At 49.8% G+C, this 25,833-nt stretch carries 20 protein-coding genes and 1 tRNA gene; 2 read left to right on the top strand and 19 right to left on the bottom strand.

Features of this window, described 5'->3' with window-relative positions; all coding sequences use genetic code 11:
• Positions 1-2: 2 nt before the first annotated feature.
• The 19 genes from AC1931_RS01820 to AC1931_RS01730 all read right to left on the bottom strand — a co-directional run bounded on the left by AC1931_RS01820 (position 3) and on the right by AC1931_RS01730 (position 22,585).
• Complete coding sequence (locus tag AC1931_RS01820) at positions 3-1,052, bottom strand: FemAB family XrtA/PEP-CTERM system-associated protein (RefSeq protein WP_483875518.1); 1,050 nt, start codon at positions 1,050-1,052, stop codon at positions 3-5.
• Between the two features lie 93 nt (positions 1,053-1,145).
• Positions 1,146-1,481 (bottom strand): nucleotidyltransferase domain-containing protein, encoded by a 336-nt coding sequence (locus tag AC1931_RS01815; RefSeq protein WP_483875517.1) that lies wholly within the window; start codon positions 1,479-1,481, stop codon positions 1,146-1,148.
• 20 nt (positions 1,482-1,501) lie between these two features.
• Complete coding sequence (locus tag AC1931_RS01810) at positions 1,502-1,918, bottom strand: nucleotidyltransferase substrate binding protein (RefSeq protein WP_483875516.1); 417 nt, start codon at positions 1,916-1,918, stop codon at positions 1,502-1,504.
• A 228-nt stretch (positions 1,919-2,146) separates the two neighbouring features.
• Entirely contained in the window at positions 2,147-3,565 is a 1,419-nt protein-coding gene (locus AC1931_RS01805; RefSeq protein ID WP_483875515.1) for a phosphohexomutase domain-containing protein, read from the bottom strand.
• A gap of 70 nt (positions 3,566-3,635) precedes the next feature.
• Positions 3,636-4,040, bottom strand: coding sequence for a four helix bundle protein (locus AC1931_RS01800; protein ID WP_483875514.1), 405 nt, complete (start codon positions 4,038-4,040; stop codon positions 3,636-3,638).
• A gap of 87 nt (positions 4,041-4,127) precedes the next feature.
• Positions 4,128-5,600, bottom strand: coding sequence for a mannose-1-phosphate guanylyltransferase/mannose-6-phosphate isomerase (locus AC1931_RS01795; RefSeq protein WP_483875513.1), 1,473 nt, complete (start codon positions 5,598-5,600; stop codon positions 4,128-4,130).
• 156 nt (positions 5,601-5,756) lie between these two features.
• Positions 5,757-6,626, bottom strand: a complete 870-nt coding sequence (locus AC1931_RS01790; RefSeq protein ID WP_483875512.1) for an XrtA system polysaccharide deacetylase — start codon at positions 6,624-6,626, stop codon at positions 5,757-5,759.
• Positions 6,627-6,738: 112 nt separating this feature from the next.
• Positions 6,739-7,692, bottom strand: coding sequence for an NAD-dependent epimerase/dehydratase family protein (locus AC1931_RS01785; RefSeq protein WP_483875511.1), 954 nt, complete (start codon positions 7,690-7,692; stop codon positions 6,739-6,741).
• Positions 7,693-7,784: 92 nt separating this feature from the next.
• Entirely contained in the window at positions 7,785-8,957 is a 1,173-nt protein-coding gene (locus tag AC1931_RS01780; protein WP_483875510.1) for an XrtA/PEP-CTERM system-associated ATPase, read from the bottom strand.
• Positions 8,958-9,120: 163 nt separating this feature from the next.
• Complete coding sequence (locus tag AC1931_RS01775) at positions 9,121-10,362, bottom strand: TIGR03016 family PEP-CTERM system-associated outer membrane protein (protein WP_483875509.1); 1,242 nt, start codon at positions 10,360-10,362, stop codon at positions 9,121-9,123.
• 22 nt (positions 10,363-10,384) lie between these two features.
• Positions 10,385-11,224: an XrtA-associated tyrosine autokinase gene (locus tag AC1931_RS01770; protein ID WP_483875508.1), complete on the bottom strand. Its 840-nt coding sequence runs from the start codon at positions 11,222-11,224 to the stop codon at positions 10,385-10,387.
• 7 nt (positions 11,225-11,231) lie between these two features.
• Complete coding sequence (locus AC1931_RS01765; protein ID WP_483875507.1) at positions 11,232-12,767, bottom strand: XrtA system polysaccharide chain length determinant; 1,536 nt, start codon at positions 12,765-12,767, stop codon at positions 11,232-11,234.
• 13 nt (positions 12,768-12,780) lie between these two features.
• Positions 12,781-13,572 carry a polysaccharide biosynthesis/export family protein gene (locus AC1931_RS01760; RefSeq protein ID WP_483875506.1) on the bottom strand — a complete coding sequence of 264 codons (792 nt, stop codon included), beginning with the start codon at positions 13,570-13,572 and terminating at the stop codon, positions 12,781-12,783.
• A 3-nt stretch (positions 13,573-13,575) separates the two neighbouring features.
• Positions 13,576-14,937: a TIGR03013 family XrtA/PEP-CTERM system glycosyltransferase gene (locus tag AC1931_RS01755; protein WP_483875505.1), complete on the bottom strand. Its 1,362-nt coding sequence runs from the start codon at positions 14,935-14,937 to the stop codon at positions 13,576-13,578.
• 11 nt (positions 14,938-14,948) lie between these two features.
• A complete protein-coding gene (prsT, locus tag AC1931_RS01750) occupies positions 14,949-17,585 on the bottom strand; it encodes an XrtA/PEP-CTERM system TPR-repeat protein PrsT (protein ID WP_483875504.1) in 2,637 nt (878 codons plus the stop codon).
• A 413-nt stretch (positions 17,586-17,998) separates the two neighbouring features.
• Positions 17,999-20,245 carry a hybrid sensor histidine kinase/response regulator gene (locus tag AC1931_RS01745; protein WP_483875503.1) on the bottom strand — a complete coding sequence of 749 codons (2,247 nt, stop codon included), beginning with the start codon at positions 20,243-20,245 and terminating at the stop codon, positions 17,999-18,001.
• A gap of 379 nt (positions 20,246-20,624) precedes the next feature.
• Positions 20,625-20,711 (bottom strand) — tRNA-Leu (locus AC1931_RS01740).
• A gap of 73 nt (positions 20,712-20,784) precedes the next feature.
• Entirely contained in the window at positions 20,785-22,206 is a 1,422-nt protein-coding gene (locus AC1931_RS01735; protein WP_483875502.1) for an Rqc2 family fibronectin-binding protein, read from the bottom strand.
• Between the two features lie 13 nt (positions 22,207-22,219).
• Positions 22,220-22,585 carry a DUF1622 domain-containing protein gene (locus AC1931_RS01730; protein ID WP_483875501.1) on the bottom strand — a complete coding sequence of 122 codons (366 nt, stop codon included), beginning with the start codon at positions 22,583-22,585 and terminating at the stop codon, positions 22,220-22,222.
• Between the two features lie 205 nt (positions 22,586-22,790).
• Between AC1931_RS01730 and AC1931_RS01725 the strand changes: the two genes are divergently transcribed.
• Together AC1931_RS01725 and AC1931_RS01720 are read left to right on the top strand one after the other, a co-directional pair.
• Positions 22,791-24,077: an O-acetylhomoserine aminocarboxypropyltransferase/cysteine synthase family protein gene (locus AC1931_RS01725; RefSeq protein WP_483875500.1), complete on the top strand. Its 1,287-nt coding sequence runs from the start codon at positions 22,791-22,793 to the stop codon at positions 24,075-24,077.
• Positions 24,078-24,403: 326 nt separating this feature from the next.
• On the top strand, positions 24,404-25,684 hold the full coding sequence (locus AC1931_RS01720) for an O-acetylhomoserine aminocarboxypropyltransferase/cysteine synthase family protein (RefSeq protein ID WP_483875499.1): 1,281 nt from the start codon (positions 24,404-24,406) through the stop codon (positions 25,682-25,684).
• Positions 25,685-25,833: the final 149 nt, after the last annotated feature.

Below are 25,833 nucleotides of genomic sequence, written 5' to 3'. Positions count from 1 at the left end.
GATTATAACCCGATATATTTCCGCAAAGGGGGACCGATAACTTTACTCAAAGAAACCGGCATCTTTTGCCAGAGCTGCATGGCGACATCAAACTTCGACTTCTGTTGTGACAGCGGCTTTTCGAGCGCCGGCGACTGTGTCAGTAACAGCCAGTGGAGCGGAACTTCAACAGCTCCCCATTGCTGCTTGAATTTCCAGGTGCCCTCCCCCGGCGTTGACCGGCCAAAATCGAATTTAGCGTAGCCATTATTGCTGGCATACTCAAGCATTGCCCAGTATAGCAACATATTGGGACTGGACGAACTGTGGCGCCGCAAGGATGATGCCCAGGGATTGTAAAGAATGTTACCGCACCCCAGGGTGATACCGGCGGCATAGACATCCTTGCCCTTGCGGACGGTGATTATCCGCACCTTGTCGGCAAATTCGGTGACGACCGCGGCGATGAATTGTTTGGCATGGACCGGCGAACCGAGATCACGCATGTTTTCAGCAAACACGCGGTAGAAATCATCCAGCAGTTCAATACCACCGGTAACGGTTGTCAAACCATCTTTCTGCGGACGCCGGATCTGGCTGCGGAGTTTGGCCTTAAAACCTTTCATTAAATCATCGGCGGTATCCGGCAGATCCAGCAGCATTCGCACTTTGTTGACGCTGACTGCGCTCTGGTGAAAAAAGGGGGTATTAATGGTCAATGCGCTGCTCTGGCGCAGTTCGATTGCAGGGATGTTGTTTGCTGATGCGATCTTTGCAGCGTGGGCAATCAGCTCCGAAGCAGCTTGATCACTATCAGCGAGGATCCCGCCCAAATCGGCAAAAGGCATGGAAAAAAGGGCATTACCGAAAATCCGATGTTTAATGTGGATCAGGGGTAACAAGCCAACAACTTTATTATGATCACTCGCGAGCAGGGAATATACTTTGTGCCCATAAGCGCTACTGATTGCCCTGCTCCATGCAGACAACTGGTAAGGGTTACCATGTGGATGCCCGAGCACATAAGCGTCCCAGGCAGAAGAATCAGTTTCTGTAGCTTGAATAATAGTCATTTACCAACCGCTGTGCGGCGTCCTTTGTTAAAGACCGTGAACGGTAAGCAGTAAGCCGTGAGCGGCGACTGCTCACAGCTCACAGCTCACTGTTCACCTTTCCCTCTGATAAAACACCTTCCCTACGCGTTCGATATGTTCTTTCAGATCTGCATGATCAAGAAGGTGAAATACTGACAAATCAATCGTATAGGGCAAAAGCAGCTCATCGAGTTGGTCAGCGATGTCGGCACACTGGCGTTGATCGAGATGAGCTCCGAACAGGGTTAAATCGATATCAGAACCGGGCCGATAATTCCCTTTGGCACGTGACCCATAAATCTTAACTTGTTCTACCTCAGGAAAACCAACGAGTACTTGTTTGATTTTATTGATTGTGGTTTCGTTTAGCCCAAAGCTGGTCTGCCGCTGCGCGTCGTCATTTGTCATTTGTCTATCGCTTCGCGTTGTCATTTGTCAGCAACCAAACTAGAGAAAGTCTGTTCTATTTCAACGAAGGCGGGGTAAAAACGCTGCAAAATATCGTTGATCATTTGCTGAGCCAATTCCAGATTGTAGGTATGAGACGTCAAGTTTCTTGTTTTTATCATATCCATCCAGGCTTCACCGTCTTTGATCAGGCCATTGGCAAAGGCGGTACGGGTGGCGTTTTTAGAACCAATCAGATTAATGAAACCCTGATCTTCCAGATAATCTTTCAGCGTATTCCAGGCCAGCTCGTGGGTAAATTCAAATCCCTGGATCAAGCCCTGTTGTTCCAGTTTCGTCAAAGGGCGCTGATGTGCCAGATCAACAGCTTCGGTGACGGTCTGGAGAGCACGTTGATAATTTTGAAAACGCTGCTTCCAGCGAATGTCGTTTGGCATATTTAAACCTCTACCGCTTCGCGGTGTCTTTGCCCCTTGTCAGCCCCTAAAGCGGCGTCATTGGTTGAAAAACGTAAGCCGTGAACGGTGAGCAGTGAGCGGCAACTGCTTACCGCTCACTGCTCACTGCTCACTGCTCACTGCTCACTGCTCACTGCTTACTGCTTACTGCTTACTGCTTACTGCTTACTGCTTACTGCTTACTGCTTACTGCTCACTGCTCACCGCTCACTGCTCACTGTTTCCTATCCTCTCCAGCAATTCTGCTGTCTTGTCCTGCATAAGCGCGATATCTCCACGGGATTCGACGTTGAGGCGGATAACGGGTTCGGTATTGGATTCGCGCAGATTAAAGCGCCAGGCTCCCATATCTAGGCTGAGGCCGTCGGTAAGATCGGTAGCTACCGCTTCGGGTTCATATTGCTGACGAATCGTTTGGATCACCGTGGTGGTATCGGTGACGCTGCGGTTGATTTCACCGCTGGCCGGATATTTGGCGATGCGTTCTTCAACCAGGGATGACAGGGGTTTACCGGTGGTACTGAGCAATTCGAGAAGAATGAGGAACGGAATCATTCCGCTGTCAGCATAGTAAAAATCGCGAAAGTAATGGTGGGCACTCATTTCACCCCCGTACAGGGCGTTTTCATGGCGCATCCGTTCCTTGATAAAGGCATGGCCGGTTTTACTCTGGATCGGCACCCCACCAGCGGCAGTGATCTGGTCGATACTGTTCCAGGTCAGACGTGGATCATGGATGATTTTTCCACCCGGATCAGTAGCAAGCAATACTGTGGCCAGCAAACCAACGAGGTAGTAGCCTTCGATAAAGTCGCCTTTTTCATCGAAAAAGAAACAGCGATCAAAATCCCCATCCCAGGCAACACCGAGATCAGCACCATGTGCGCGTACCGCATTGCTGGTGATGGTGCGATTTTCCGGCAACAGGGGGTTGGGAATACCGAACGGGAAGGTTCCATCCGGTTCGTGACAGATGGTGATCATCTGTAGCGGCAGGTACTTTTGCAGCTGATCCAGCACCGGACCGGCGCAGCCATTACCGGCATTGACCACGACCTTGAGGGGTTTGATTTTTACCCTATGAACGAATGACAGGAGCTTGTCGATATATTGTTGGCGACAACTGACTGATTGAATCGTCCCTACGGATCTGGTCGCAGTGAAATTATTTTTTTCCGCCAGGATCCGCAGACTGTCGAGGCCACTATCACCACTGACCGGCACCGCATCACGTTTTACCAGTTTCATACCGTTGAAGTCGATAGGGTTATGACTCGCGGTCACCATAATACCGCCATCAGCATTGCGACAGACAGTGCCGTGATAGACCTCTTCGGTGCCGCACAGGCCAAGATCATCGACATTGCTGCCACCCTCCATCAGCCCGCAAGCAAGGGCCTGGCATAGAGGTTCACTCGACAGGCGCACATCCCGACCGACAACCGTCAAAGCCGGTTTAAACAGTTCCGCGTAAGCTCGCCCGATACGGTAAGCGATATCTTCGTTTAACTGATCTGGAACGCGGCCACGGATATCGTAGGCCTTGAAGGCTGTCACTTGTCTACCGCTGCGCGGTGTCCCAGGTCCCTTGTCCTTGGTCATTTGTCTACCACTTCGTGGTATCATTTGTCCTTGGTCCTTGGTCATTTGTCTACCACTTCGTGGTATCCTTGGTCCTTGGTCCTTGGTCATTTGTCTACCACTTCGTGGTGTCATTTGTCCTTGGTCCTTGGTCATTTGTTTTAGGGCCTATAGAATTTAGGTATGCGTTTAATTTTGGGGATAGCTCATCTAATAGTGGTTTTGTTGATTGAACTTGATTTTGGTCGAGCAGGCCCCTGCTATACGCACGGCGCAGCCAATGTCGAACTTCGTATAATGAACCGCGAGCAATCTTAACAAAACGGCGATTATCCTGATAACTGCCACGGCCACTGCCTTCGGCGATATTTGCACCAACGCTGTCTGCGGCCCTGATCAATTGTTTACCTACGGTATCTTTAGCAAGGAAATCCCATTTGACAACAAAAACCCAGATTGCGTCAGACAATCTTTCCGACAATTGGTAAACCTCGAGTTTTTCAAACCCCTTACCAGCCATCCACTCCCCTCCTCAACGATTTCAAACCAAGGACAAATGACATCGCGTAGCGATGGACCAATGACCCGTTTTAAAGATGATTACGGGCTACCGCCCATAATCATCTTTAAAACGCACAATATCATCATCCCCCAGGTAGCTCCCCGATTGGACTTCAATCATTTCAAGGGGGATTTTGCCGGGGTTCTCCAGGCGGTGAACGGCACCTAGGGGGATGTAGGTTGACTGATTTTCTGTGAGCAGCAATACATTGTCATCACAGGTGATGCGGGCGGTACCCTTGACGACAATCCAGTGTTCGGCGCGGTGGTGGTGTTTCTGCAACGACAGGCTGGCTCCGGGATTCACGGTGATGCGCTTGACCTGGAAACGCTCTCCGACATCGACACCTTCATAGGCTCCCCAGGGGCGGTTAACGCGGCGGTGCAGGAGAAACTCATTGCGGCCTTTATCCTTTAATTGTTCGACAATTTTTTTGACATTCTGAACTTGATCTTTTTTTGCGACCAGAACAGCGTCCGCTGTTTCAACGACAATCAGATCCTCAACGCCAACCGCTGCAATTAAGCGATGAGTGGCGTGGAGATAGGAATTTCTGGTGTCGTGAGTCAGGACATCGCCAAAGCTGACATTGCCCAGTTGATCCTGCTGCTGGACCTCCCACAAAGCCGACCAGGAACCGATGTCACTCCAGCCGGCCGACAGGGGAATAACAACGGCGCTGTCGGTTTTTTCCATCACCGCATAATCGATGGAATCTGCCGGACAGGCACTGAACTGGTTTGTGTCCAGACGTAAAAAATCAAGATCTTCAGTCATGCCGGTAACGGCCATCTGACAGGCTTGAAGCATCTCCGGGTTGTATTTATTCAACTCTTCAACAAACCGGCTCGCACGGAACATAAACATGCCGCTGTTCCAGTAATAGTCGCCACTGTCCAGATAGCGCTGCGCCGTTGCCAGATCAGGCTTTTCAACGAAAGAAGCGACCGGGTAAGCGGTAAGCGGTGAGCCGTGAGCGGCGTCATTCAGTTCATTGTTTTTCAACAAATGACCAGGGACAAAGGACAAAGGACACGCGCGATCCGCGCGAATATACCCATACCCGGTTTCCGGGCATTCCGGGACGATACCAAAGGTCACGAGTTTATCCTGCCGGGCGAGGTCAACGGCGGTCGCTACCCCTTGTTGAAATGATGCAATATTTTTGATCATATGATCGGCAGGCAAAATGAGCAGCAGCGGGTCATCACCCTGTTGCAGAGCGTGTAAGGCAGCAACAGCAACCGCTGGTGCGGTGTTGCGTCCGCAGGGTTCAAGGATGATTGCTGCCGGGTTGACCCCGAGCAGACGGATCTGTTCAGCTACCATGAAACGATGGGCGTCATTGCATACAATCACCGGGGCGGACAGCTCATCGATCCCCTCCAGACGGGTGATGGTATCTTGCAGGAGGGTTTGTTGGCCGATCAGGGGGAGCAGCTGCTTAGGATACAGCTCACGCGATAGCGGCCATAATCGGCTTCCGGCTCCACCGGAGAGGATAACTGGGATGAGCATGAAGGCTGTCCTTTAAATAGATGCTGTCATTGGTCCATCGCTAAAGCGATGTCAGCCACTTCGTGGCGTCATTGGTTAAAAACAGTGAACTGTAAGCGGTGAGCAGTAAACGGTTAACAGCTCGCTGCTTACTGCTTACGGCTCACGGTTCACTGCTCACTGCTTATCCCCTATCGGCCCAAACTTAAAATCCCGCAGCAGCGCTCTGAATCTCGCTTCGGTCCGGTCGAGGTTGAGATAATGGCGGAAGCGACTTTTCAGTTTGGCACCCTGCATGCGAGGTTGACGCGGGTCGAACTCCCAGGGGTGAAGATAAAAGACAAAGGGTTGCTGTTCTCTGGTGTTAATCTGCTTCAGCCCCCAACGGGTGACATGATAAGGCAGCAGGCGAAAGTAGCCGCCCCCGGCGATGGGAAGGTTTTTTCCGGCGAGATTCAGGGTGGTGATGGGTATTTCACGGATCCCTTTCTGACCAGCCGGTATGGTGTCAGTTGCCAGCCACTTTTCCCCCTGTTGGACCGCATATCCGGCAAAACGTGGCCAGTCCGGAATGCCGTAAAAATCGTGGTGCATTGGAAAGATACTGGAGTCATAGGTAAATCCGGCATCAATGAGTTCATCAAAAGCCCAGCTGGTCTGCCTGGTGATCGAATAACTCGGCGCGCGGTAACCGTTGACTGCCTGTCCGCTCTGGTCTTCGAGCAGGGCTTTGGCGCGGCGAATGTCCTGACGATAGCCCTCGCGCTCCATCAGGGCAACGCGTTGATGAAGATAACCATGACAGGCTATTTCGTGACCACGGGCAGCAATGCTTCTGGTCAGGTGTGGATAGCGTTCGGCCACCCAACCGAGAATAAAAAAGGTGGCTTTGGTGTGGTATTCATCGAGAATATCAAGGATCAAGTCGGTGTTGCCTTCGACCCGACACTCACGCGTACTCCAGGTGTCCGGCGGAGAGATATTCTCAAACGCTGAAACGTGGAAATAGTCTTCAACGTCGATAGTGAGGTAGTTAGTTATAGTCATTGGTTTGCCGCCAAAGCGGTATCCTTTTTCCTTTGTCAGCCGCTAAAGCGGCGTCATTTGGATAAATCCGTGAGCGGTGAACGGTGAGCCGTGAGCGGAAACTGCTTACTGCTCACGGTTCACTATTTTCTCTCATCCACTCCCAGGTGTGTTTCAACCCTTCGGAAGTTGTATATTTGTTGCGAAAATCCATTTGTTCTTTGACACGTTGGTTGTCGGCACAGGAATGACGAATATCACCGGCTCGCGGGGTGTCATAGCTGATGTCCAACGGATAACTTGAAAAATTTTGGATAGCGGCCAGCAGTTGATTGAGACTGGTTTGCACGCCGTTACCGACATTCATTGGTGCAGTCATGTTTTTTGACGTACTCACGGCCTGTTCGAGCAGGCGCACCAGATCAGCGACATAGACAAAGTCGCGGGTTTGCTCACCATCACCGAAGACGGTAATCGACTGCCGGGCCAGTGCCCGTTGCAGAAAGATGCTGATGACCCCTGAATAAGGAGATGAGGGGTCCTGCCTGGGGCCGAAGATATTGAAAAAACGGAAAACGACCGGCTTGAGATCGTATTGACGTCGATAAAAATCGATATAGTATTCACCGGCCAGTTTGTCAGCAGCGTAGGGAGTGAGGGGGCGCAGCGGGAGATCTTCGCCAACCGGCAGAACAGCCGTATCGCCATAAACAGCAGCTGAAGAAGCGTAGACAAAACGTTCAATGCCCTGCTTTTTTGCTGTTTCAAGCAAGTTGAGAGTACCAACCAGATTCACCTGATGGGTACCGCAAGGATCCTCCACGGAAGCCTGAACCGAGGCCACTGCTGCCAGATGAACAATGGCATTACAGCCGGCTGCGGCCTGGTCGACCGTATCGCTACAGCGGATATCACCATCGACGATGCGTAACGAACTGTCATTGCGGGGGAGATTGTTCAGTTTTCCAGTACTGAAGTTATCGAGAACCACGACCTGGTGATTCTGCGACAACAGGAGATCCACCAGATGCGAACCGATAAATCCAGCACCGCCGGTTACGAGAATTTTCAATTTGTTATTTGCCATTTTTCTCCCGCTTTGTGGAATCACCCGTGAGCAGTGAACGGTGAGCCGTGATCAGTAACGGCTTACTGCTTACTGTTTACTGCTTACTTATTTTACACATTATCCTTACGCACAACCGATTCAAGTTTGATGACATCCGGATTGGAACCGCGGCGGGTGTCGGTCAGGACCGCCTGACGTAGGCGCTCAACCTGGGCTGATATTCTTTTCAGCTGTTCCTCGATCTGACCGAACTGCTTTTGTTGCTGGTTGATGAGATATTCAAGGATACTCCCCTGGCTCGACAGACGTTCGATAATTGCTTCATTTTGGGAACGGGAAGAACTGAGTTTTGCGTAATTTTCTTCAATGCGGCTGACCCTGTCGTCAAGGCTTGAGCCGGTGATAATTCGTCGCGCTTGTGGAACCCTCTCAGCAGATGCAGCCGCCCCGCGCTCTTCAGCACTTTCCGGATGTTCCTCTTCAAAGGAAAGTTCATTAATTGCATCATGAACCATGTCCATATCGATATCGCGGGTTTCTTCGACGAATGCTGAAAGCATCAGAAAATCACAGATCAGATTGATCAGTCTTGGAATGCCGCCACTGAACTTAAAGATGGCATCAAAAACACCTTCTTCAAAAGTAACACAGTCACGTTTACCGACCGTGCCGAGTCGGTGCAGGATATACTCCTCAATTTCTTCCCGATTCAAGGGGTTCAAATGGCAGCTGATGCTGATACGCTGTCGCAATTGGCGCAGCGATGGACGCGCAATGATCTGCTTAAGCTCAGGCTGCCCGACCAGAATAATTTGCACCAGTTTGAAGTTGTCGGCTTCGAGATTGGAGAGCAGCCGTATCTCTTCGAGAGCCTCTTCGGTTAAATTCTGCGCTTCGTCAATAATAATGATCACCTGGCGCCCGGCAGTACTTTCATCCAGGAGAAAGTCGTTAAGCTCATTAAGCAGTTGAACCTTGTCCTTGCCGTCGGTCTTCAGTCCGAAATCATCGTTAATCAGGGCAATGAGTTGACGTCCATCGACACGGGTATTGAAGACCATGGCGAGGGTCATTTCGGAACTGATTTTATTGATGATATCCCGTAATAAGGTGGTTTTCCCGGAACCAACCTCGCCAGTGAGCAGGGAAAATCCGGCTCGCTCCTGAACACCGTACTGCAGATAGCTCAAGGCCTTGCGATGGCCTTTGCTCAAATACAGGAACTGCGGATTGGGCAAGAGATCAAAAGGTTTTGCACTGAGTTCAAAAAAGTCTGTATACATAGTTTGATGCTTTCGCAAAAAGTGTCAATTGAGATGGCTAAGCAAAAAGCGCCAAATGCAAGGCGCGCGATTATTGAGCAATGAGGCGTACTTACGTACGTCGAAGCGGTGAAATAGTCGCAGCAACGCAGCAGTTGGTGAGTTTTTGCGACGCCATCATAGTTTAAAACCGTACCGTAGCGCTGAGAGTGACAATATTGTTGCGATAATCATTGCCGGAGATATCGGAATCATTGAGGCGATAGCGATATCCCAGAGAGGTTAAGAAGCGTCGATACTCAAACCCCAGATTGGCTCCGAAAGTGTAACGATGTAACTCTTCGTCCGGTCCACGGTTATCAGCGCGTTCATAACCGGCATCGGTACCGACGGAGAAGGCCTGGGACAACTGGCGGGTCAAGCCGAGGGTTGCCCCATAGGACTCATCGACGCGATCATCTCGAACAAAATCAAGTTCACGCCAGAAAACCGCGGTGGTGACACTGGTGAGGGGACGGGTAAAGGTGATTGAAAAACGTGCTTCCCGTAACCGGGACAGCCCTTCCGTTGCCGTGACCTGATAATCCTGACTGTACAACAGACCCAGGGTCACAGAGTCCGTCAACAGGTAGGAAAGATCGGTCGACCAGATGGTGCTGTTCGTGTCCGGTCCTGAATCATATTCCACCTTGCTGCGTCCGATCATGGCATCAAGAGCAGTCCGGGCACCGAGCTGGTAACGGCCACCAACAGTAGCCTCATGACGATTAAAATCTTCGAGAGTGTCATCATTATCATGTTCAATGTACTGGTAGCGCGCCCAGACATCCAGGGACTGTGAAATGTTTTTTTCAATGCTCAGCCGCCCTGTGTGCTCCAGATAATCGTCGCCTTGACTATCGGCATAATCGACCAGATTCAGGCTGTAACCGATCACTGCTGCCAGTGTCGGCGTTATCCGCAAGCGATACTCCGGCGTTACAGAAACGCGATAAACCGTGGATCGATCAACCGTATCGTTAAACTCGAGATCACGATCACGCTCATCCAGGGTTTCACGGGTGATCGAACCACGAGTCGTAAGGGTAAAGGGTCGGCCGCCAAAAAACACGGCATCCAAAGCACCCCGCTGGATATCGCGCAGACGGTCCTGATCCTCCTCGTCGTTGTTCTTGTAATCACGGTAGCGCAGTGAATAATCAAGGGATAATTCAAGCGACCGCTGATTATAAAGCAAAGCGATTCCCGGCTCGACGGTGGTTATCCAGTCATCTTCCCGGTCGCTGTCAGTTAAGAAAACATTGTCATTGTATTCTTCTGACACGCTGAAACGGGGGGTTATTTCAATTGCTGCCCAGACACAGGAAGAAAACAACATTCCAAGAACAGTTGCCGCGGCTACAGTCAATCGCCTGAATGTTTTCATTGCTGGCTCCTCACTTAGGTATTTAATAATTGCCATAATAATAACTCTGCCGATTAACAAAACTGTGGGCATCGTTGTAGACAACGCCGAGCAGACGGTGGCGTTTGAATTCTTCAAGGGTTTCTACAATATCTTCAAGCTTGGCCCTGCCTTCCCGAACAACAAACAGGGTGCTGTCAACGATACCAGCCAGGACTCCGGCATCAGCAAAGGGGAGCGCCGGGGGGGTATCGAAAATCACGTAGCGCTCGGGATAACGTTGCTTGAGTTCCTTGACAATTGCTTTCATCCGGTTTGATGACAACAGATCAACAGGATCCTTGATTGCTTCACCGGCAGGCAGAAGGACCAGCTTGCCCAACCCGGTTTTGATCAGCGCCTTTTCAATCGGCAGGTTGTCACGCAGACAATGCACCAACCCGACCTCTGGCTTGATATCGAGATAGCGGTGAACGGAGGGACGGCGTAAATCTGTATCTACCAGCAGCACGGTATGGTCATGCTCTTTGGCCAGAGAAATGGCCAGATTCAGTGCCGTCATGGTTTTCCCTTCCTCGCTGACGGTGCTGGTGACCATGATGGTATTAGCAAAGGTATCGCCACTGGTCAGGGCGATCAGGGTCGAACGCAACTTGTTGTATTCCTCAACCACTGCCGTCTTTTCGTCACGGGCGGTAGCTAGCATCAAATGATCAATTTTCAGCGGCACAACATCAAGCAGGGCACTGACTTTTTGTTTTATGGAAAGGACCTGTTGCGGTTCACGCTCAACGTCTGTACTGCTCTGCGAGTCCGGTGAATCGACAGGGGGGGCGTTGCGTAAGCTGGCTGCCTTTTTTAGTGCTTCTTCAATACGACTCATGCTTTCATCAACCCGTCATCAAGGAGGTTACCAGGGGAATAATTCGATCAGAAAAAAGAAACACCCCAACAAAACAGACCAGATATATACCGCCGGCACCAAACAGAAAAACATCCCCGACAAAACGTCGCTTCAACACAGCAGGATCGGAAATAGTGGGGACGACGGCCAGGACATCGATCCCGAGATCTTCCAACACGGAGACGTCTCGAAGCCGACTGTCCATATTCTCCAGAAGGAAAATCAGGCCGAGACCGCAACCAAAACCGCCGGCGACAGCGAGCACTAACATTCTCAACATGTCAGGAGAAATCGGAACCTGGGGCAGCACTGCCGGATCGACAACCCGGAAGGTTGAAGCTTTGTTGGCAACCTCCATCTGTGTTGAGACCTCGGATTGTCCCATCCGGGCGAGCAGATCATTGTAGATGCTGCGATAGGAATCACGTTCCTGCATCAAGATAGCCAATTCTTTCTGAGCCTCGGGCACTTCTTTGAGTTCCTGCTCACGATTGGCAATGTTCTGCTGCAGATTCTTTTTGCGGGCCTCAAGAGAAGAGAGCTCGGCTTCAACTTCATAAAGTTGGCCCTGCAGATCCTGATGAAGAGGATTCAGGGAGGTCATACGGGTGCTGCCCCGCTCCTGTTGTGCGGCTTCCGGATCCAGCATCCGTTGCTTCAGAGCCTCTATTTCAAATTTCAGACGGATCACTTCCGGGTAGTTTTCGGTGTAGCGCAACAGCAGATTGCTGAGTCGGTTTTCCATTTCCATCAGGCGATTGTTTTCTGCCGTTTCACTCACCATATCAATCGTCGGACTGGTCCGATTCATTTGATCGACCAGCTGAGACTGTCGAGCCTGCAGGGTATCCTGGGTCAGTTCTATTTCCTCGACCTGGGTCAACATCTGACGAATGTTGGCTAGGGTAGCCGCTTCGTCAATAGAGAAATAGATCCCCTGGCGCTTACGAAAATCGATTATCTTGTCCTCGGACGCTTCCAGCTTGAGTTTAAAAGAATCGATCTGCTCCTGCAGGAAACGATTGGCGCCAAATGTTTCTTCTCTGGTCGAGGAAAGGCTCTCTTCCACATAGAGACCAACCAGCGTGTTGATGAATTGCTGGGCAAAACGTGGATTTTTGTCATCAATAGACACAGTAAAGCGATCCATATCCCGGGTGATATTGATTCGGGTCCGTTGCCGTAAATCTGATACATAGGACTGTTGTTCCGCGTCACTTTTGGTAAAAATGGGGGAATTCAATGATTCCAGGGTTTTGACAATCAAGTCACGGCTTAGAATAGCAGCCTGCAGAACCCTGACGCGATCTTCGATCTGCGGGGTAATGGCGATCCCGCGAACCAGCTCATCAATGACATTACTTTCAATAAAAACCGTAGTATCGGCGCGATAGATTTTCGGCAAGGTGAGGCTGAAGACTCCAATGGCGGTCATCACCAGCAACGACACCGCAACAAAGAGGTATTTATTACGATAGAGGGCATACAGATAACTTAAGATCTGCTTCAGGGTATCTTTCATCTTCTAAAGGTCCTTAAAAGAGGCTTTCTTCAACAATAACGTAGTCACCCGGCAGCAACAGAACATTCTGCTCGATATCCTGACCACGACGCACTTTTCGCAGATCGATGCCGATCTTATTCGCCCCTTCACGGATAATCGATACGGAATTTTCCCGGGCAAAATCAGAAAAACCGCCGGCCCCGAGAATTGCATCCAGTGCCCGCATCCCTTCAACATACTGAATCGGCTGCGGGGTATTCACCGCACCCAGCACATAAACAATATTACTGAGGTTGCTTGGTATGAAAATAATGTCTTCAGCTTGCAGTGCTACGTCCTGGTCCAGGTCCCCTTTAAAATAAAGGGCAAAAAAGTCTGCCGGGACCTTTTCTCCCGATCTCGACAAATAGGCTTTGCGCAAGTCGGCGTTACTGAAATCGCCAAGCTCGCTGAGTAATTTCAACAATGTCATCTGATGGGTCATATCAAAGACCCGTGAGACACTGCCACCGGTCACGTAAACCCGGTTATTGCGGATTTCCTGCACTGACACCGTCACAACCGGCTGTTTGACATAATCTTTAATAACCGCGGAAATACGGCGGCTTAACTCCATCGGCACGACCCCTTCAGCAACCACATCCCCTACCGCCGGCAAGGTGATTTTTCCATCCGGACGCACAGTCACTGTTCGGCTCATTTCGGGCACCCCCCAGACCGAAACCTCCAGCACATCGCCACTGCCGATACGGTAATCTTCAGCAACTGCTGTTGTCATTAACACAGCCAGAACAATAAACCATACTGATCCAAAAATTTTCATTGCTTATCTCCCGCCAAAGCCTGAAGTAACAACACGAATGGTATCGAGAATGATCTTAAAATCGAGAGCAAGGGAATAGTTCTTGATGTAATAAAGATCATAACGCAGCTTTTCCAGCGCATCCTCATCGGATGCGCCATAAGGATAGCGTACCTGCGCCCAACCGGTAACCCCCGGCTTGACAAAGTGCCGGGTTGAATAAAAGGGGATCGATTCTTTCAACCGCTCAACAAAGGTCATGCGTTCCGGCCGGGGGCCAATGAAGCTCATGTCTCCCTTGAGAACGTTGTAGAGCTGGGGAATCTCATCAATGCGGGTTTTACGCATAAACTGACCGACCTTGGTAACCCGCGGATCATTTTTCAGTGCCCACACCGCCCCGGAATCCTTTTCTGCACCGTCGCTCATGGTACGAAACTTATATACGAGAAATTCATGCTCGTTTTCACCGACACGCAACTGCTTGTAAAAAATCGGCCCTCTGGAATCGATGATGATCGCCAGCGCAATAAAAGGGAAAAAGGGGGCGGTTATCAGCAAACCCATCATCGACAGGGCAACATCAAATAGGCGCTTATAGCTGCGCATAAAGGGGGTCATGCGAAAGCGCTGATTGAAGATAAAAGAGCTCGGATGCATTTCCTCGATCATCAGACAGCCACTGACGTGCTCATAATAGGCGGCAGCATCGTAGACTTCGACACCGCGCAATTTACTGTGCATGATATCCTTCAGAGGTAAATTTCCACGTCGTTCGGCCAGGGCTATCACCATCTTTTGCGGGCGGTAATCACGCACGATCTGGTCAATGTCGTTAATATGACCGACAATCAGGGCCGGGTCGACAACAGGGTCTCTGTCGGTACAAGCAACAAAACGGGTATAGCTGTGCATGTTCTGATCAGTCGGAACAATTTCGGAAATCTTTTCAGCCAGATCTCCGGCGCCAACAATTAATACCCGGTTGGCAAAAATTGACGCCCGGGAGAATTTGCGAACCAACCAGCGCACCAGTATCTGACTGAACGCAAACAAGACCAATGTGATCAGCAATACCCCGCGCCAGAAACCGAGCCCGGGAAGGATATAGAACAACGATGAAAGGCTCAGTAAAGATACCACCATCGCAAATATGACTTTGGCAGCGATCCTCCACGGATCGTTGAATTGCTGAAAGTCATACAGATTAAACAGGTAGGAGACGGTAACAACAACAATAACACAGGCCATCAGCTTGAACATGCCACCGTCAAGTAGCAGCATCTCAATGCTCAATTGGCCGAAACGCAGATATTGAGCGATAATGAGGCAGACAACTGCCATAAAAGCATCACACATCTGCAGTAAAAAAGATGGTCTGATCATCCCCCGCTCCTTTACAGCTGATTCAACATTTTTCTCGCGGTTGCTGCTTCCTCTACAGACGTACCGTCACGGACCTGTTCGAGCAACGTCCGGGCGGCCTCCTTGTCACCCAGCGCAATTTTCGCCTGGGCAAGATGAATAGCCACTACCGGAATTTCCGGCAAGAGATTATGGGCCTGCTGCAACAGATTCAACGCGTCCTGGGCGCGTTCATTTTTCACCAGAATGTAGCCCAGGGTATCCATAATGCGTGGGTCGTTGGGGCGCAGCTGGTAAGCGCGCATAGCATAATCAAGGGCCTGGCGGTCTTCTCCGAAATTGTCGGCCATAATATAGGCAAGGTTGTTCAAGGCAATAACATTGTCACGATCATGGCCCAGAGCATTCTGGTAATGGTCACGGGCTGTTCCTTTGTTGCCGCGACGCTCTGCCAGGGTTCCCAACGCGACGTGAACCGGGGCAAAGGTTGGATCGGAGTCGAGAATAAGCTGGTATATCTGCTCTGCCCGAACCACTTGCTGCGACTGTTCGAAAATGCCGGCCAATTGCAACTGTAAACGTGAAGGACGCTCCAGCCTGCTGATACCTTGCTGCAGCAGACTTGTTGCTGTATCTGTATCCCCGGTTGCCATGTGCAAAGATGCCGCCAGCAGGTAGGGATATTCCTGACCGGATTGCGAACCCAGAAGAACCTCAACCAGCTTGGCGGCCTCATCGCGATTGTTATTGGTCATGTAATGGCGCCACAGAAGTGTATTGCCTCGCTCGGGGGCCACAGATGCCAGATTGACAAAGGCTGCTTCAGCAGCGCTGAGGTTTCCTTGCTGTTGATGCAGCGACCCCTTGATTTCCAGCAAGGGAGCTGAGTTGCCATGGAGCTGCAAGCCACGATCAGCCACCGCCAGAGCGGTAGAAAGATCGCGCTGACGCAGGCGATACTGGGCGGTGGCGACAAAGCCCTGCTCAGTTCCTGTCGCCTCAACCCGGCGATAGGCAGATTCCAGATCCTCATTGCGTCCCTGCACATTGTAGATAGCAGCGCTTCCAAGTAAGGCCCTTAAATTGTCAGCATCACGGCTGAGCACATCGTTAAACTGCTGCAGAGCCTGATCATAATCGGATTGCGACGCATAATAGGAAGCCAGATTAAAATACGGGGTCAGGTAATCAGGATTAGCTTCTTTAGCCGCTTGCAAGGCAGCAACCGCCTGTTGCGGACGATTCTGGGAAAAATATGCTGCGGCCAGATAATTATTAAGTAATGCATCCTGGGCAGTATCGTTCATCCCTTCGTTCAAGGCTTCAATGGCAGCAGGATAGTTCTTTTGCCGCAGGTAGTGTGTCACCAGCATTAAGCGGCTGTTCAACAGTTCCGGCGCCACATGAACGGCACGAATGAGATCTTCCTCTCCGGCGTTGAGCTCACCCTGCGACAAACGGATAGCCCCACGTTGAAGGTGCGCTTCAACCAACATGGGATCTAAGTTGGTTGCTGCTTCCAGCTCAGCCATACCACGATCAAGTTCGCCGGCAGCAAGCAGGGCACTGCCGAGAATATTACGCGCATAGGCGTTGTTGGGGTTGTTGCCAACGACGCGCTGAATCTGGATGATGGCATCATCAACACGTTCCTGTTTAAGCAGGGTCAAAGCAACCAACACCCGCGCCCGTTCAAACTCGGGATTGATATCAAGAGCATTTTGAAACTGATTGAGCGCCAGCTCAAAACGTTCAAGGGAGTAATGACTTAAGCCCAGAAACAAGTAGGTCAGCGGATGCTGCTCGCTGCGCAATGACTGTTCAAGGGCCACTTTGGCATCATCATATTGACCCTGACGATAAAGCAGCATTCCCTTTAAGCGAGAGCCTTCAGGGCGATCAGGAAAATTCTTTTCAAATTGCTGTACCGTTTTCTCTGTAGCGGCAAAATCGTCGAGATCAAGTTGCAACATCCCCGCCATGTAAAGGGCATAATGCTGACGAGGTTCAATCGTAGCCACATCCAGATAAAGTTGCAGAGCGGGTTCAATTTCGCCTTTGGCAGTTATCACTGAAGCCAATAAAAAATAAGCTTCAAACTGGCGCCCATCAAGAGCAATTGTCTGGCGAAGAAGCTGCTCTGCACGGGACAGATCGTTACGCTGCAGATTGATTTTAGCCAGATTCAGGTGAGCCGGTGCAAAGGAAGGATCAAGCTCAATCGCCTTATTGAATAGATTCTCTGCTTCTGTATGATTTCCTGAAGCGCCATTTGCTCTCCCCTCAAGGGTTAGCGATCGGGCACTGGGAGAAGCAGCTGAATGGAAACGCTGAATATCGGCTAAACCCTGCTGCGGCTCACCACGATCAACGGCAATGGCAGCTAACTCAAGTAAAACGTCATGCAAGGAGGGGTTTTGGAGTAAAACTTTCTGATACTCCTGCTCTGCCAGATCAAGGGTGCCGCTTGCATGATAAGCTGAAGCCAGACCGATGCGGGCAGCCAGATCATTGGCATCCTTTTCCAGGGCATTTTTATAAAGAACAATCGCCCCGCGAACATTGCCTTCTGCTTTAAGCCGGTCACCTTCTGCAACAAGCTCATCCGGTGTCTGGTTTGAACAGGCCGAAATAAAAACAAAAATGAATAGAACGATTAGATTCTTCACTTGACCCCCAATTTCGTAACATATTGTTTTAATTGGTTTTAAGATTATTTTAAAAACGATCCTTGAATAGATAAAGAAAACTAGTGATCCAATTTAACAGAAAGCGTATAAAAAGCAAGGGTACAATCGACTCAAGCATGCAAGTTCAACGAACTGAACAAAAATCAAAGGACAAATGCATATTATTAGAATATATAATTTTGGGTTCTATTACAATAATCTAGGGCTGGAATCTGAACCGGAAGAGCAGATAAATACTTATGCTTTTTTAGCTCTCAGGACCCCATACAGAATCGGACCTGGACACAAACAATCGTGAAGGAAAAAAAAGAAGTCCGGATAGAGAATATTCAGTTTTTGAATTGGCGGATTGACAACTGATTGATAAAACGGTGATTAAAAAAAGGGAGAAATCAACCATTCGACAAGGCGTGATAAACGGACTGACTTAGGGCTTCACTCAGGTATGGTTTATTAATATACCCTTTAAGTCCACTTCTTTTCATGTCCTCAAGGTCTTCATCTTGGACAAATCCAGAAGAGAGAATGACACGGACCTCTGGATACAATTTTTTGAGCGCAAAAAAACAATCTTTGCCATTCATAGCAGGCATGATCATGTCCAGAATGACGAGATTGACAGGCTCCCCGCTTTCCATGAAAACAGATAAGGCCTCTTCACCATTTGCAGCCAGAAGGACTGAATAGCCTAAATCTTCAAGGATTGCTTTTGCCGTTATACGCATGACCTCTTCATCATCTACAACCAAAATATTTCCCTGCCCCCTTATTGTGTCCTGACGTATCGGTTTTTGTTCCTTTGCTGATATATTCAAGGGAAGTAAGATCTTGAAATTGGTACCAGTATTTACTTCACTGTGAACAGTTATCGAACCACCATGTTGGGTAATTGTTCCATAAACAGCGGGCAGTCCCAAACCGGTTCCTTTTCCCTGTTCTTTGGTCGTGAAGAAAGGCTCAAAGATTTTATGTATATTTTCAACGGAAATCCCGCAACCGGTATCTGTAACTTCTATCTCCAGAAATTGCCCCGGATGTAAATCGAATGGAGACGCGTCACAGGTAATATCATCAATATCAAGCAGGCGGGTTGAGAAGCGAAGGGTTCCACCATCTGACATCGCCTGAGCAGCATTGATGCCCAGATTTAACATTGCACTTTGAAGCTGGGAAGGATCTCCTACGATTGAACTCTGGACGGCCTTCAGTTCTGTTTCAATCTTGATGCGGCGATCTATTGTATTATGCAAAAGAGTGATAGTTTCTTGAATAAGCGCATGCATATTTACCGGTGTAGACGCTTTACTTGACGTGCGGGAAAAGGTCAGCAGTTTACCGGTTAAGTCGGCCGCCCTGGTGGCTGACTGGATTATTATCGAATGGAGTTTTTTGGCCTTGGGTTCGTCCGAGAGGTACCGCGGCAGCATTTGGCCAGCGCCAAGGATTCCACCAAGCATGTTATTAAAATCATGGGCAATGCCACCTGCCAACTGGCCTATGGCGTCCATCTTATGGGCTTGATTGAGCTGCTCCAATAGCCTGGTTTTCTCTTCTTCACGTTGATGGATTATATCAACCATATTATCGAAAGACTCAGCCAGACCACCTATCTCACCGTCACTATAATCGATATTGCTCTTAACACTTTTATCCCCCTGACTGAACCTTTTGGTTATGAATGAAAGCCTGTCAATCAGTTGAACCACACCTCTGCCACCCAGGAACCAGGCAATAACCAGGGAGAATGAAAGAGAAAGAGCGCTGGTTGTTATCAAGCGATTTACGATTGATTGAGCTTGTGCCTGTATTTGTTCTGAAGCAACCCCCATAAACATATAGATATAAGGCGTTTTGCTACCTTCAAGTCGCAGAGGCTCAAAAGCAATGATGCGTTTCTTTCCATCAGAGCTCTGTGCAGACAGGCTCCCCCTTATTTCACTTACCTTAGCTGCTTCAAAGACATTCTGATTGATCGGTTCTCCGATACCCGTCTGGTTGCTGATAGGATAGCGAAACAACCTGATACCATTATGATCGCAGATACCGAAAAAGCTGTTTTCAGGGTAATCTCCACGCTCAAAAAACTCTCCATAATGAACGAGACTGACACCAATTATAATTGCCCCAGTCACCTCGCTCTGCTTGTTCAGTACTGCCATCCCAAATGGGAAAATTGCTTCTTTGGTAGATTTGCCGACAACAAACTCTCCAGACACAAAACCTTTCGATATGATAGCTTCATTAAATTGTTTACGGTCGCCGAAGTTTAGCGCTCTGGCGCTATCATGATATTTCCCGGCCGCAACAACGTTACCTTTAAGATCAACCAGAATAACATTGGTATAGATAGGGTTGGTTTCTAAAAGTGTCGAAAGGATAACCCGTGATTTTTCCTCATCTAGACTGTAAATGTCTGGGATCGAGGCAACTGTGCGCAAAAGTGTATGGGTGGAATTAGTGATTCTTCGCTGAATCTCTGCAAAACCACTTAGGTATATGGCGGTGTCCTTTTCTGCGAGTTGAGCAGCACGATGACTGTTTTGCAGTTCAGTGCCTAAAAGCACGATGAACACCGGCATTGTCGCCACCAAAACGAGAATCAACAATTTTTTACGAATTGAGCCGTGAAATAGTTTCATCAACACCTTCTTGGTATAAATAAATGAAACGGTGCTAAGACTAGGTCATATTATCAGCTTTTACTTCTCCTGCAACTAAAAATATGATTCGCCAATAAGATTATTAGAGATACTGAACATTCTTGTGGACTATGACAGCAACCAGACGAGGCATGCAGGGATCTGATCAAAATGACAGGACAGTTTTAGGTTTTCACTCAATCAGCGGACTCAAGAATAATCCGGACGCCTTACATCTGTTAAATGGCACACCTAATAATCAAAGGATTGATCTAAACACCCCATTCTCATTATTTCTGGTGTGAAAGGAATGGCTCGCCCGCTTCGAGTCTCGATATGAGGGCAAAAAAAAAGACCGCTTTCGCGGTCTGTTTTTTTTTGGTGCCGAAGGGGAGACTCGAACTCCCACGGGCCTACGCCCACTAGACCCTGAACCTAGCGTGTCTACCAATTCCACCACTTCGGCATGAAACGTGGGCACGTTATAACAAAGGAATTTTTTGTTTGCAACAAAAAAAACTGACCTTCATCAAAGGGTATCAGGGCCGTAACGGCGCTACCATCAGGGTCTTGTACTTCTTTACGCTGACCAGTCCGGGGCGAGCGCCCTTGGGACGCGATATGTTCTCTGCGGTTGCCATCATCACCTCGACCTTGGCATCGTTTTGGGCCTTGGAATATCCCGCGGCGATGGTTGCAGCATAGATGATATCCTCATCGGTTACAGGCACCGCGACGGTTGATGACTTGAGAACCACATGGGCACCGGGACAACCGTTGGCATGAAACCAGAAATCCCCGGTTTTCAGCTGACGCCCGGACAACTGATCGTTGTGCTGGTTATTTCTGCCACGCAGGACCTTGATGCCGGAAGGGCTGACCAGTTCCTGTGGCGCACTGGACTGTCGGGTACGTTTTTTATGGTGCGCGTCAGTTCCTTTGAGCAGACCGGACTCATCAAGCTCGGCATAGATGGTTTCCAGATCGGCAGGTTCTGGATGATCGTCCAGCTGGTACAGTAATTCTTCCAACCACTGCAATTCGACCCGCGTTTCTAAGAGGCGGCGCTGGCTGTGGTCAACGCCGCGCGCCGCTTTTTTGTATTTTTTGAAGTAGTTCTGAGCATTCTGTTGCGGGGAGAGGCGTGTATCCAGAAGGATATCCATCGTTTTTTCTGCGTCAGAAAATATATTCGTCACGGTTAGCTGTTCAATCCCCTTTTTCACCAGATGGAGATTAGCCAGGAGCAAATCACCTTTGATTCTTTCTTCTTGCGCCAGCTGCTGACGGTCAAGCTCTGTGCTGATCTTTTGAAAACGCTTCGTTAGTTTTTTTTGCTGACGCCCAATCGCCTGGCGCAGGCGCAGCTGTATTCCCTGTGGGGTCGATGGGACAGCTGAATTGTTTCCTTGCTGATCGAGATAATCACTCCAGCAGTCGTATCCTTCCGGCAGTGGCGCAGGGCTTTGTGCCAGGTCAATCGGGGCCCCGGATTTGTCGGGGTAATTATAGCGTTTCCCTGCTGACAGTTGTCGACCTGAATCTTCACCACGATCGCGCTTGAGCACATCAAAGATGGTATCGTGCTGATCGGCCAGAATCATATTGCCGACGGCACCGAACATTTCAACAATCAAAAAACAAGGCCCCTTGGGTCCATGGCAATCAATCCGTACCACGCGATCATCATTGACCAGCTGTATCCGGTCGATACGACTGAGCCGTGAACGCAGCAACTGGCAGAACCGTGGTGGCTGATGCGGATTAAGCCATTCCCTGTCAGTTAAGTAAATGCGTTGCTGACCCGGCTTAACAGATATCAATAACCGCAGGTTATCTGAGCCGTTCCACAGACGCAGCACCAGCATCTCAGCTTCGGGCTGATGGATTTTTGATATACGTGCACCGGCAATCTGTGTTTGCAGTTCGGCCACGATTTCGTTGAGAAGGGCATATTTCATTGATGCTACCAGATCATTTCTGTTGTTTTTGCCACGGCCGGTAACCACTCATCTCTATCTCGATGGCAAAGCTGAGGAATGTCCTTATCAGGACGATGACCGCTAACATGCCGACGCTGGAAAAAGTAAGTTCAACGGCTACGGTTTTAATGATATCTGCCGCGACAAGAAACTCCAACCCCAGCAGAATACCACGCGCTAGCTGCAAACGATAACTATGAAACAGCTCCTCGCTTGCGCCCTTTGTCGCTAACAGGTAAAGGTTATAGAAGGTTGCGTAAAACGAAAACAACATGATAATCCCGATTCCCAGTAACTCGAGGGAAAACACACTCCACTGGGCTATCGTTGAAACAAGCACATAAAAGTCTACTGTCATGATCTCTCCCCTTCTGCCGGCGCACGTCGACCGGTATTCTGAACACCTTCAATCCTCTTGTTTGTTTCACTGCGGGGATTCAACCGCTCCCGGGACAGCGTTCAACAGATACGTTTCGCTTTTAAATCCAATCTGCTAGTATTTGCAATTCATGACTTATACCAGGCAGCAATTTATACAATGACATTATTCAAGGAGGCATTCCATGCAAAAAGGCTGGAAAATTGAAACCCAGGCGGTTCAGGGGACCTACGAGCCCAAACCGACGGAACCCCGCATCCCGGCCATCTGCCAAAGCACAACCTATAAATATGACAGTGCCGATCATGTCGCCAAGCTCTTTGATCTGGAATTGCCCGACCACATGTATACCCGCATCAGCAATCCGACCACTGCCGCCTTTGAGGGCAAGATTGCCCTGATGGAAGGTGGCGTAGGCGCGCTGGCAACCTCATCGGGACAGGCGGCGTCGGCTATGGCCATCCTCAATATCTGCCGTAACGGTCAGCACGTTGTGTCTACCGGCACCCTCTATGGCGGCACCTATTCCCTGTTCGCCAACACCCTGCCCAAAATGGGGGTCGAGGTCAGCTTTGTTAACCCGGAAGCGGCTTTGGAGGAGTTGCAGGCGGCATTTCGACCGGAAACCCGCTGTCTGTTTGCCGAAACCATCGGTAATCCCGGATTGAATGTCCTCGATTTTGCCAAGTTCAGCGAACTCGCCAGGCGCATGAATGTGCCGTTAATCATTGATAACACCTTCGGCACACCCTACTTGTGCAAACCCCTGGAGCTTGGAGCCAATATTGTTGTGCATTCGGCAACCAAGTATATCGACGGTCATGGCACCAGCGTTGGCGGGGTGATTGTCGATGGTGGCACCTTTGACTGGAGCAGGGATGGCAAATATCCGGAACTTACCGAACCTGATGCCAGCTACCACGGTCTGCGCTATCATGACACCTTTGGACCCGCTGCCTACATTGTCAAAACCCGCGTTCAGTATATGCGTGACCTGGGAGCAACCCCTGCGCCACAAAACAGTTTTCTGTTTAATCAGGGTTTAACCACCCTCCCCTTGCGAATGGAGCGCCATTGTCACAATGCCCTGACACTGGCTGCCTATCTCCAGCAGCATCCAAGCGTTACCTGGGTCAACTATCCCGGGCTGAAAAGCCACCCGAGCTATGATTTAGGCCAGAAATATCTGCCCAAAGGCTGCAGTGGGGTGTTAACCTTTGGTATTAAGGGCGGTAGAGACGCTGGAATTAAATTTATGGAGGCCTGTCACCTGATTGCTCTGGTCGTTCATGTCGGGGATGCGCGTTCCTGTGTGCTCCATCCGGCCAGCACCACCCATCGCCAACTTTCTGAAGAACAACAGATAGCGTCCGGAGTTTCGCCTGACCTGATCCGGGTATCGGTGGGTATTGAACATATTGACGATATCATAGCCGATGTCGAGCAGGCGTTGATGGTCAGTCAAAACTGATCAGCAAGCGACCCTTTCCGGCCATGATGGCACCAAGTTCACCAAAAAACAGGGACAGGCACCTCACGGAGCCTGTCCCTTTTCCATGAGAAGCGGCAGTCGTAGTGCCTTGACGCCGTGAGGAATGGTTGAGCCGAAGGCAAGCTTTGCGAACCTGGAAACGCACTACCACTATCGATGTACTTTTACAATCTAAGCCAGAGAAAAATTAATCATCCGTGGATTCTCCCTTGCAGATTAACCATCCGTCTGCTATAGAATCCTAAAGGCTTTTCCTACCTTATTGATAAACTATAAATAGTTGTACACAACAACAGGAGATACCCATGCCCGATCAACACCAGCACGCCATTGAAACCTTGCTCCTCCATGCCGGTCAGCAGCCCGATCCAACCACCAAATCCCGCGCTGTTCCCATCTACCAGACAACTTCTTATACCTTTGACTCGGCAGAACATGCGGCCGACCTTTTTTCTCTTAAACAACTGGGCAATATTTATACCCGTCTGATGAATCCGACCAGCGACGTCCTTGAACAGCGCCTTGCCGCCCTTGATGGTGGTGTTGGGGCCCTGGCTCTGGCCTCCGGTTCGGCCGCCATCACCCTGGCGATCATGAATCTGGCGATGGCCGGTGATAACATCGTATCCGGGCGCACCCTCTACGGCGGCACCTACAATCTCTTCAACCATACATTTAAACGCATGGGGATAAACGTAAAATTTGTAGACAGTTCTGATCCAAAAAATATAGCCGCCGCTATCGATGAAAACACCAAGGCGGTTTATATTGAGGCCCTCGGCAACCCACAGAACAATGTCGATGATTTTGACGCTGTTGCTGCTATTGCCCATGAGCATGGTCTGCCGCTGGTTGTTGACAACACGGTCGCTACTCCTTATCTGTTTCGTCCTATCGACCATGGCGCCGATATTGTCTGTTACTCCCTGACCAAGTTCATCGGTGGCCATGGTACCAGTATCGGTGGCGCTGTCGTGGATAGCGGACGTTTCGATTGGGCGAGTGGACGTTTCCCGGAATTCACGACCCCTGATCCCAGCTATCACGGGCTGATCTACCATGAGGCGCTGGGCAATCTGGCCTATATCCTCAAAATGCGTCTGACCCTGCTGCGCGATATGGGACCCTGCATCTCTCCGTTCAACTCGTTCCAGATTATCCAGGGGCTCGAAACCTTGCACGTACGGATGCCGCGCCACTGTGACAACGCCCTGAAGCTTGCCACCTGGCTCAATAATCATCCCCAGGTTGGACACGTCAGCTATCCGGGATTACCGAATCATCCAGATTATGACCGTGCTCAAAAATATCTGCCCAAGGGACAAGGAGCGATCCTGACCTTTGAAATCAAGAGCGGGCATGATGCCGGCAAGAGCTTTATCAACAAGGTCAAGCTCGCCAGCCATCTGGCAAACATCGGTGATGCTAAAACTCTGGTGATCCACCCGGCCTCGACAACCCATTCCCAGTTGACCACTGAGCAGCAGCTATCCGCCGGGGTGACACCGGGAATGATCCGGGTGTCGGTGGGGATGGAACATATTGATGATCTGATCGCTGATTTTACTCAGGCATTGCAGAGTTGAAATGACTTTTATAAAGGTTTGAAAGAAAAGCCCTGCTGATTACTAAGTTAGCAGGGCTTTTCTTTGGCAAGTTTTATCTTTTCCGGCAGCATCCGGTTGTGGTATTGCTGCGTTGCTCACATAAAAGAGCCCATTTAACTTAAAAAAAT

The sequence above is a fragment of the Pelovirga sp. C15f genome (assembly GCF_057178085.1).
Note: the sequence above shows the minus strand (reverse complement) of the source record. Positions and strands in the feature narration are given on the sequence as shown.

Bases quoted from the DNA above. Each gene is read 5' to 3' on its own strand.
- AC1931_RS01720 (WP_483875499.1), top strand. From the start codon at position 24,404: ATGCCCGATCAACACCAGCACGCCATTGAAACCTTGCTCCTCCATGCC.
- AC1931_RS01795 (WP_483875513.1), bottom strand. From the start codon at position 5,600: ATGCTCATCCCAGTTATCCTCTCCGGTGGAGCCGGAAGCCGATTATGG.
- AC1931_RS01745 (WP_483875503.1), bottom strand. From the start codon at position 20,245: ATGAAACTATTTCACGGCTCAATTCGTAAAAAATTGTTGATTCTCGTT.
- AC1931_RS01735 (WP_483875502.1), bottom strand. From the start codon at position 22,206: ATGAAATATGCCCTTCTCAACGAAATCGTGGCCGAACTGCAAACACAG.
- AC1931_RS01785 (WP_483875511.1), bottom strand. From the start codon at position 7,692: ATGGCAAATAACAAATTGAAAATTCTCGTAACCGGCGGTGCTGGATTT.
- AC1931_RS01775 (WP_483875509.1), bottom strand. From the start codon at position 10,362: ATGAAAACATTCAGGCGATTGACTGTAGCCGCGGCAACTGTTCTTGGA.
- AC1931_RS01725 (WP_483875500.1), top strand. From the start codon at position 22,791: ATGCAAAAAGGCTGGAAAATTGAAACCCAGGCGGTTCAGGGGACCTAC.
- AC1931_RS01730 (WP_483875501.1), bottom strand. From the start codon at position 22,585: ATGACAGTAGACTTTTATGTGCTTGTTTCAACGATAGCCCAGTGGAGT.
- AC1931_RS01815 (WP_483875517.1), bottom strand. From the start codon at position 1,481: ATGACAAATGACGACGCGCAGCGGCAGACCAGCTTTGGGCTAAACGAA.
- AC1931_RS01780 (WP_483875510.1), bottom strand. From the start codon at position 8,957: ATGTATACAGACTTTTTTGAACTCAGTGCAAAACCTTTTGATCTCTTG.
- AC1931_RS01790 (WP_483875512.1), bottom strand. From the start codon at position 6,626: ATGACTATAACTAACTACCTCACTATCGACGTTGAAGACTATTTCCAC.
- AC1931_RS01810 (WP_483875516.1), bottom strand. From the start codon at position 1,918: ATGCCAAACGACATTCGCTGGAAGCAGCGTTTTCAAAATTATCAACGT.
- AC1931_RS01800 (WP_483875514.1), bottom strand. From the start codon at position 4,040: ATGGCTGGTAAGGGGTTTGAAAAACTCGAGGTTTACCAATTGTCGGAA.
- AC1931_RS01805 (WP_483875515.1), bottom strand. From the start codon at position 3,565: ATGATACCACGAAGTGGTAGACAAATGACCAAGGACAAGGGACCTGGG.
- AC1931_RS01755 (WP_483875505.1), bottom strand. From the start codon at position 14,937: ATGATCAGACCATCTTTTTTACTGCAGATGTGTGATGCTTTTATGGCA.
- AC1931_RS01760 (WP_483875506.1), bottom strand. From the start codon at position 13,572: ATGAAAATTTTTGGATCAGTATGGTTTATTGTTCTGGCTGTGTTAATG.
- AC1931_RS01770 (WP_483875508.1), bottom strand. From the start codon at position 11,224: ATGAGTCGTATTGAAGAAGCACTAAAAAAGGCAGCCAGCTTACGCAAC.
- AC1931_RS01765 (WP_483875507.1), bottom strand. From the start codon at position 12,767: ATGAAAGATACCCTGAAGCAGATCTTAAGTTATCTGTATGCCCTCTAT.
- AC1931_RS01820 (WP_483875518.1), bottom strand. From the start codon at position 1,052: ATGACTATTATTCAAGCTACAGAAACTGATTCTTCTGCCTGGGACGCT.